Genomic DNA, 7566 nt, shown 5'->3' with positions numbered 1-7566 from the left:
TAAATTATTCTCTCTATCCTAACATAAGATCAACACGACCTAGAATTGGGGTGTTGTAGATTTGTTAAGCAGCTGTAGATTTATTGCGGAGGTAGAGGGAGCGCCATGAACCTGTTGAGCTTGGCCTTGCCGGATCTGTCGGCAGCTTCGGATGGGTTAGCCGCCACCTTGCAGCCCGTAGCCCAGTTTTTTGCCGGCCTTAACTTGCCCCAACCCATTGTGCAATGGGGTCACCCCTTGATGATGGGGATCGTGGTGGTGGTGATGGGCAGCTTTGTCGGCCTGACTGGGTGGCGAGGACGGGCCTTGCGTCTGGCAGCCGCCTCCACAGCGCCAGAGGGATCCCTGACGGAAGCGGCCCAGAAGCCTCTGCTTGACCACCGCAAATTGGCCCCCTGGATGGCCACCTTCATTGCCTTGGGCTACACTGGCGGCCTTCTTTCTCTGGTGATGCAAGGGAAGCCCCTGTTGAGCAGCCCCCATTTTTGGACGGGATCCCTGGTGTTGCTGTTGTTGGCGGTGAATGGAGCTTTGTCCCTCAGCGGCTTTGGGGGCAACCGCGCTGCTTTGCGCACCACCCATGCCTATGTGGGCAGCCTCATTCTATGTGTACTGTTTGCCCATGCCCTGCTTGGGCTCAAGCTGGGTTTGTCGTTGTGAGTGGCAGTAGGCTTCCCTCTGCCTGGGCAGGAACTAGCGATAAGGCTGCAGGGATTGCAGCAGGTGGAGCACGGTGAAAATGCCGATACCCAGCAGGACGACGGATCCCACCAGGTAGCTGCTGGCATTGGAGCGCTGCTCTTCCAAGAGGGCTTCAGGGGATTTGGGGGCAATCATAAACCTTTCCCCAGAAAGGGGTTTTCGGATCACGGGATCCCCTGCCTCAAAACGCACCTGCCCCATGGTAAACGCCATCGCATCCACCGGAATCACCCATTCCTTATAGATAAAAGCTCGGGTGGAGCGATTTTCTGTTCTCACTCCGGAAAGGTAGCGCTTGAGATTGAAGTTGAACCGGCTGGGCCCTTTTCCTGGAAAAATATGCTCATCCACAACCGACATAGCCTCTATCTCCGCACCTGTGGGATCCACCCTCACCCTTCCAGTTTCGTCTTCGATGAAAAAAGGGATCTGGCGAACCACCGAGTGAAGGGTTTCGTCTCTCGTTCTCGTCTCTCTTTCAAGGAGATATTCCCGACCTGTGCTCGGATCGTAATACACGTTGGCGTAGTGTTTTTGGGGAGAGCTTACTTCGGAAAACGGCGATTTTTGAGGATAGCCTGGAGAGCCAAGCTGCTGGGGGTAGTCGGGGTAACCAGGCTTTTTCTGGAAAGAACCGGAACCGGGGTAGCCAGGGTTGGGCTTTTGTGGAAAAGAATTAGAGTAGTCGGGATCAACCCTTTTCTGAAAAGAACCGGAGTCAGAGTAGCCCAAGCCGGGCTTTTTCCCGACCATCTCCCCCGGATAGGATTTTGCTCGGGATCCCAAGCGTAGAGCGTTCTGATATTCGCCTTCGCTGATCCGTTCGCTATACGCTACATCGCCTTGGCTATTCAAATACCTTCGATAGCATTCGATCTCGTCATACTCCCAAGAGATCTCAGACTTGTAGTAGACGCAAGGCTGTCGCGAAAGTTCCGATACCAAAGGCCGATCGCACACAACCCTGCCGTAAACTTGAGCCAAGTTTGCTCCTTTTGCCTGGGGGTTGGTCTGACCGAGATGGCGAAGCTCGGCTATCTTGAGCAACCGAGTTGCAGAGAGCTGTTGAACCAACCTTTGGGAGCGCAAATACTCAACAAACGAAAACAGAGAGGCAGGAAGACAAAGCAGACCAAGCAGCATCAGCCAGTTCATAAAGGCCTTCCTTTCCGGGGGTGGGAGTGAAGTTGGCCTCATGCTAGCAGTTACCTGTGAAACAGGATTTAAGAGAAGTTTAAGGCAATCCCGAATGCGGGCAGTTCCAAACTTTACCAAGAAGCTAGGCCTGAAGCCCCGCCCTTCCAGGACGGCTTTTGCCCTGTTAGACCTGCGATAAGATACACCCACGCTGGTCAGAGAAGCCAAACTCCTCAACGCCACTCCAGCGCAGTACCAAGCCTTGGATGACAGAGTACACCGGCCAGGTGGTGGGGCTGGATGTGGGCGACAGCAGTGGGCAAGCTGTGCCGTGTCTCCAGTTTTTGCGTCGTGCCGAAAGGAGATTGAAGCAACAGCAAAGAAGACTGAGCAGAAAGTTAGGCCCACGGCCCGCTGGCGTGAATAGGAAGGGGGTAAAACCTCAATACAGCAACTACCACAAGTAGAGGAAGCGGCTTGGCGAGGTACACTTCAACCAAATCAAAGTCTGGCGCCAGCGTAGAGACCGGGTTATTGAGCTAGCCCAGTGTGTGGGAATATCTCACGACATTGTGGTTTATGAGGACTTGCAGGTGCAGAACTTGGTGAGAAATCACCACTTGGCCAAGTCTTTCACGCTAGCGGCGCGGAGCGCTTGGGGGAACGACTGGGGAGATAGGCACCGCCGTCGTGGAGGGGAAACCTGATACAGCTAAGTGCTGTCGCAGAACCAGGAACCAGAATCCTTGCTCTTTGGGGCGGGGGGCATGTCAATCGCGCAACACGTAGCCTACCCCGCGCACCGTCTGGATAAGGCGCTTCTCCCCTGGGCCTTCGATCTTGAGGCGCAAGTAGCGAATATAGACCTCGATGATATTGGAGTCGCCCGTGAAGTCGCAGCCCCACACATGCTCTAAGATCTGTTGGCGGGTGAGCACCTGACGGGGGTGTTCCATCAAGTAGCGCAACAGGTCGTATTCTTTGGCCGTCAGCTCCACCTGTCGCTCTCCCCGGGTTACCTCCCGCGTTACGGGATCCAGGGTCAGGTCCATGAACACCAACTGGCCGTCGCGGGATCGCTTTGGCTGCCGCAAATAGATCCGTATCCGAGCCAGCAGATCCTGAATGCTGAAAGGCTTGACCACGTAGTCATCCGCCCCAGCGTCCAAGCTTGCTGCCCGATCCGCCACCTCATCTCTGGCGGTCATCAACACCACCGGCACGCGGTTGCCCGTTGAGCGCAGCTGCCGACAAAGGTCCAGGCCTGAGATCCCGGGCAACATCCAGTCCAACAGCACCAAGTCGGGGTTTTGGTCGCAGGCTGCCCTCAACCCGGCCATGCCATCGCTGGCTACGCTGACTCGATATCCCTCACAGGTCAGCTCCGTTTCCACAAAACGAGCCAGCTTAGCTTCATCTTCGATCACCAGAATGTGGGCAGAAGAGGGTTCAGGCTCTGGCATACGCTCTCTTGCTGAATCCAAGGAAGACGCCGAAAAACTTGCTCATTGCCCCCAAGCATATCTCAACCGTATGGATTGGCAGTCGAGATGACTGAATCCGTCCTAGCCTGCAACAGCCCTGTGGAATTGCCTGGGGTTGATATCAGCAAGTGCTTTGAGTTATTCAAAAGGCATTCATGTACCTTATCACCATGAGTATCCTAAGCCATGACCCTCTCTCCTGTTCGGCTCACCCCGCCCCTACCTCCCATTCGATGGGAAAAACTGCCGGAAGACTTTCCCTTGCCGGATGAGCCTGTGGAAAGCACCTTACAGCCCCTTTTGGCTGCTGCTCTGCGTGAGGCATTGGAACTCGCTCAGATGATCCCTGCCCAGGCTTTGATCGCCTCCAACTTTGGCCTTTGCAGCACTGTCGGGGACAAGGTGGTGGTGAAAGCCCCCGACTGGGTTTATGTGCCCGCAGTACAGCCGATTCCCGAAGGAGAGATCCGCCGCAGCTATACCCCCCACCTAGAAGGGGATCCCCCGGCGATTGTGATGGAATTCATCTCCGAAACCGAGGGCGGCGAGTACTCCATCAATCCCCACTATCCCTATGGAAAATGGTATTTCTACGAGCGCATTTTGCAGGTGCCTGTCTATGTAATCTTTCATCCCAAAACCGGTGAGCTGGATGTCTACCGCCTGGAGAATGGCCGCTATACCCCTGTATCGGCGGATGAAAACCGTCGCTACTGGATCCCGGAGATTGGCTTGTTTTTGGGGGTGTGGCGGGGACAAAAAGCCGAGACCAAAGCCAACTGGTTGCGGTGGTGGACTGCCGATGGGAATTTGCTCCTATGGGGAATCGAACAGGTAGAGCAGGAGCGGCAGCGGGCCGAAGCGGCAGAAGCAGCCCTCGAACAGGCCCGTCTGGAACAGCAGCGCCTAGCCGCGAAATTGCGGGAGTTGGGCGTGGATCCCGAGGCAATAGCCGATTGAGGGCTCTCCTAGTAGGTGCGCCCGCGCCAAGAGCGGGGCCGGCTGAGGGCAGATAGGATTATCCGCAGAACGGCCAAGGGATCCGCCAGCGGAGAGATCCAAAACGTCCAGGGGGGGTCTTGATAGGAGCCGCGAATCCCCACGAGCACACCCAACCGTAGGGCAAGCAACCCCAAGTTCAGCCCCAACAGCAATTGCTCCGTCAGGGAGAGGGAAAGCCCTAAGCCGATCATGCCCAGTAAACCCACCGCCGCCAGCCCAGGGATCCCTTGGGTGAGGACGAGGAGAGCTATATCCCCCCACAACTGGGCCACAGGGGTGGCATCTTTCAAATCGAGGGATCGGCCCCACTCTCGCCAAGTTTCGCCAAAAGAAGTGTACATGCGCACCTTGAGCAGGTGCCGACCGTCGTAAAAAGCTACTTTAAAGCCGGCTGCCGCAATCTGCCGCACCAAGGTGACATCGTCACAGAAGGAGGCCCGCGCCAGCGTGTAGCCGTTCATGGCTTCCAGCACCGACCGGCGCACTAGCATACATTGCCCATTGGCCATCGTCCGTTCTGGCAGGGTAGCCCTGTCTCCGGCTGCCCCATAGCGGTAGATCAGGGTTACCAAAAGAGCCGGCTGCAGCCAGCCTTCCCCCCAGTGCTGCAGGATAAACTGCGGTGCCAGGGTGATCAGGTCGAGCCTTTGGGCCTGGGCGGTTTCCAGCAGGCGCTCCACCAATCCTGGCTGGGGACGGGTATCGGCATCAATGCCCAGGATCCACTCAGAGGCCGGATCCGACTGGAGAAATCCATAGTGCAAGGCCCAGGGGCGCCCCACCCATCCGTTGGGCAAGGGATCGTCGGTTACCAGACGGAAGCGCGGATCCCGCTCAGCCATCTTCAGCACCTTTTCGGGGGTGTCATCTTGGGAGCGGCTGTCCACCACCAGCACCTCCCGCAGGACGGATCCCTGTTGGTGCAATCCTTCCAGGCAGGGATCGATGCGCTCGGCTTCGTTGAGGGTGGGCAACAACACGCTGACCAAGCCCGGCTGCAAAGGGATCCCCGGCTGACCGGGAGGCAGAGGGGAAGGGCGCCGCAAAGAGGGCAGCAGCCGCGCCAGCAGCACCGCCAGCATCGGCACTTGCATAACCAATAGGCTCAGGGCGGCAGCATCTCCGGCCCAAGCAGGGATCCCGTTCATGCCAGTTCTAACCTGTAAGGGAAAAGTGTCCGAGAATGCTTGCAAGACAAGCTCAGGGAAGACAAACTCATACTCATGGTGATTTAGCAACTCAAAATCAGTTTGGTTCCATCGTGCCTGTGCCCATTCCCCCTCAAACCTGCCGGGCTCTTCATGGATGTCTTCATCCGGCTCAGCCACAAGGGATCCCCTGTTACGGTTGTGAAATTGCACAGTGAAAGGCTCAACGCCGCGATTGCCCGCGAGGTACGGAAAGAGCTAAGCCAAATTCTCACCGAGAAACCGGGGCATTTCTTGTTGGATCTTAGTCAGGTTAGCCTGATCGACAGCATGGGGTTGTCGGTTCTGGTTTGGGCGCATCGCCATTGCCGCACTTTAGGCTATCAACTCAAGTTCTGCAGCCTGCAGGAGCAAGTCAAGCTGCTCTTCTCCATCACCGGCTTGGATGCCATTTACGAGATCTACCCCTCTGTAGAAAAGGCACTTGAGTCTTTTCCGTAGCTCTCCCTATCGGGTCAACTGAGAACCGTCAGGGATCAGCTTCTCAACACCTGGATTAGCCTAACGGTTGAAAACCTGCTCAGGGGGAGGGGTTGCTGTTTTGGTTCTCGACCGTCTGGGGCCGGTTCACCTGGGCATAAACTTCTGCCTGTTGCCGAATCTGCTCCCGGACTTGGGGTGGGGCCAACCGCGCTGCTTGCTCAAACAACTCAGGTGCTTTTGCCCGTAGGTTTTCATCGGTGGCGGAGCTGAGGGCTATGGCTTTGCCGAGCACGGGAGTGAAATCACTGGGATCCGCCGCGATTAACTCGTCGTAGAGGGCTATGGCTTTTTCGGTCTGGTTGTTGCGGGCGTAGACAAAGGCCAAGCGCAAACGCACATCATTATCTTCCGGCGCTTCTTCAAGATGCTTCTCCAGCAGGGCAATGGCCTCAGAGGTGCGGCCCAGGGTTAGCTGCACATCCACCAACTGCTGCAGCACTTGCCCATCTTTGGGATCCCCCTCGTAAAGGATCTGGAGCTGTTCTAATGCCCCTTCAAAATCCCCCGTATCCTGCTGGATTTCGGCCAAAAAGGCTCTCAGTTGCCGATTTTCGGGCTCCAGTTCCACCAGCTTCTTCAGCGGCTCGATTGCCCCTTGCGGCTCGTTCAATTGCAGTTGGGTGTCGATCAACCCCCGCAGAGCAATGGGGTTATCCGGTTCCCGTTCCAGCACGGCGCGGTAGCCATCTGCCTGGGCTTGCAGTTGCTCGGTCACCAAGCCGGCCTCTGGAGATTCGGAAGGCCCGAGGGCCTGGAATAGCGGGCCAAAGGAGAAGCCCAAGAAAGTTACCGTGCCCACCACCAGCAGCAAAATGTTGAGGAGCTTGCGGGCTAGGGACTCTTTGGGTTTGGACTGAGGCATGAAGGGCTCGCGCAGAAGACTCCTCTGTACTCTATCATCGGCGCCGGGGCAGGCTGCGGGGTGAGGTTACCCAATACCCAAAACTTCTGAGAACAGCATCCAAGTTGAGGGCAATGCCGTACTGAATTTAGGTAGTGCTGAATCTTTTTGCCACCCCTCACTCCCTCTTAACCATGCGGATCACCTGTTACCCCGACAACCTCACCTTGGAAGCCAATCCCCTGCTCACGGTTCTGGAAAATCTGCTCAAGGCGGGGGTGCGCCATGTCCATGCCTGTGGGGGCAATGCCGCCTGCTCCACCTGTCGCATCCTGATTTTGGAAGGCAGCCAAAACTGCCGCAGCATGACCCCTGCCGAGAAGAAGTTAGCTCAACGGCTAGACCTTCCTGTACATATTCGTCTGGCCTGTCAAACCCGCATCACCGGAGATGTCACCCTGCAACGGCTGGTGATCGATAAAGCAGATGTGGAAGTAGCTCAACATCAATTGCAGGCCCATTCGGTCGGCAACCAAGTCACCGCCGCCATTCTCAGCGCTTCCCTGCGGGGGACGGCCAACTTCGACGAGGAGAACTTTCCCTACGATGTTGTCTACACCTTGGGTCGCTACTTCGCCCAAATGGGGGCCTTGGTGCAGCAATATGGGGGAGCATGCCTCTAACCCCCAAAACCCTGAACTTTGCTGAA

At 56.6% G+C, this 7566-nt stretch carries 9 protein-coding genes; 5 read left to right on the top strand and 4 right to left on the bottom strand.

Features of this window, described 5'->3' with window-relative positions; all coding sequences use genetic code 11:
- Positions 1-105 precede the first annotated feature (105 nt).
- Positions 106-660, top strand: coding sequence for a DUF4079 domain-containing protein (locus NW843_RS09330; RefSeq protein ID WP_414522770.1), 555 nt, complete (start codon positions 106-108; stop codon positions 658-660).
- Positions 661-693: 33 nt separating this feature from the next.
- Here NW843_RS09330 and NW843_RS09325 read toward each other — a convergent pair whose 3' ends face one another.
- Complete coding sequence (locus NW843_RS09325; RefSeq protein WP_414342134.1) at positions 694-1455, bottom strand: E3 ubiquitin ligase family protein; 762 nt, start codon at positions 1453-1455, stop codon at positions 694-696.
- Positions 1456-2390: 935 nt separating this feature from the next.
- Between NW843_RS09325 and NW843_RS09320 the strand changes: the two genes are divergently transcribed.
- Positions 2391-2546 (top strand): hypothetical protein, encoded by a 156-nt coding sequence (locus tag NW843_RS09320; protein ID WP_414522769.1) that lies wholly within the window; start codon positions 2391-2393, stop codon positions 2544-2546.
- Positions 2547-2609: 63 nt separating this feature from the next.
- Here NW843_RS09320 and NW843_RS09315 read toward each other — a convergent pair whose 3' ends face one another.
- Entirely contained in the window at positions 2610-3302 is a 693-nt protein-coding gene (locus tag NW843_RS09315) for a response regulator transcription factor (protein ID WP_414522768.1), read from the bottom strand.
- A 207-nt stretch (positions 3303-3509) separates the two neighbouring features.
- Between NW843_RS09315 and NW843_RS09310 the strand changes: the two genes are divergently transcribed.
- Positions 3510-4283, top strand: a complete 774-nt coding sequence (locus NW843_RS09310) for a Uma2 family endonuclease (protein ID WP_011431846.1) — start codon at positions 3510-3512, stop codon at positions 4281-4283.
- An 8-nt stretch (positions 4284-4291) separates the two neighbouring features.
- Here NW843_RS09310 and NW843_RS09305 read toward each other — a convergent pair whose 3' ends face one another.
- Positions 4292-5473, bottom strand: a complete 1182-nt coding sequence (locus tag NW843_RS09305; protein ID WP_414522767.1) for a glycosyltransferase — start codon at positions 5471-5473, stop codon at positions 4292-4294.
- A gap of 153 nt (positions 5474-5626) precedes the next feature.
- On the opposite strand from NW843_RS09305, the gene NW843_RS09300 reads away from it, so the two are divergent.
- The gene (locus NW843_RS09300) at positions 5627-5974 is read left to right on the top strand and encodes an STAS domain-containing protein (protein ID WP_011431848.1); all 348 of its coding nucleotides are present in this window, start codon (positions 5627-5629) and stop codon (positions 5972-5974) included.
- A 79-nt stretch (positions 5975-6053) separates the two neighbouring features.
- Here the strand turns inward: NW843_RS09300 and NW843_RS09295 are convergent, their stop codons facing one another.
- Complete coding sequence (locus NW843_RS09295) at positions 6054-6878, bottom strand: tetratricopeptide repeat protein (RefSeq protein ID WP_414522766.1); 825 nt, start codon at positions 6876-6878, stop codon at positions 6054-6056.
- A gap of 134 nt (positions 6879-7012) precedes the next feature.
- On the opposite strand from NW843_RS09295, the gene NW843_RS09290 reads away from it, so the two are divergent.
- Positions 7013-7540 (top strand): 2Fe-2S iron-sulfur cluster-binding protein, encoded by a 528-nt coding sequence (locus NW843_RS09290; RefSeq protein ID WP_414522765.1) that lies wholly within the window; start codon positions 7013-7015, stop codon positions 7538-7540.
- Positions 7541-7566: the final 26 nt, after the last annotated feature.

The sequence above is a fragment of the Synechococcus sp. R5-12 genome (assembly GCF_047502655.1).
In the GTDB taxonomy this organism is placed as follows: domain Bacteria; phylum Cyanobacteriota; class Cyanobacteriia; order Thermostichales; family Thermostichaceae; genus Thermostichus.
Note: the sequence above shows the minus strand (reverse complement) of the source record. Positions and strands in the feature narration are given on the sequence as shown.

Bases quoted from the DNA above. Each gene is read 5' to 3' on its own strand.
- NW843_RS09330 (WP_414522770.1), top strand. From the start codon at position 106: ATGAACCTGTTGAGCTTGGCCTTGCCGGATCTGTCGGCAGCTTCGGAT.
- NW843_RS09325 (WP_414342134.1), bottom strand. From the start codon at position 1,455: ATGGTCGGGAAAAAGCCCGGCTTGGGCTACTCTGACTCCGGTTCTTTT.
- NW843_RS09315 (WP_414522768.1), bottom strand. From the start codon at position 3,302: ATGCCAGAGCCTGAACCCTCTTCTGCCCACATTCTGGTGATCGAAGAT.
- NW843_RS09310 (WP_011431846.1), top strand. From the start codon at position 3,510: ATGACCCTCTCTCCTGTTCGGCTCACCCCGCCCCTACCTCCCATTCGA.
- NW843_RS09305 (WP_414522767.1), bottom strand. From the start codon at position 5,473: ATGAACGGGATCCCTGCTTGGGCCGGAGATGCTGCCGCCCTGAGCCTA.
- NW843_RS09300 (WP_011431848.1), top strand. From the start codon at position 5,627: ATGGATGTCTTCATCCGGCTCAGCCACAAGGGATCCCCTGTTACGGTT.
- NW843_RS09295 (WP_414522766.1), bottom strand. From the start codon at position 6,878: ATGCCTCAGTCCAAACCCAAAGAGTCCCTAGCCCGCAAGCTCCTCAAC.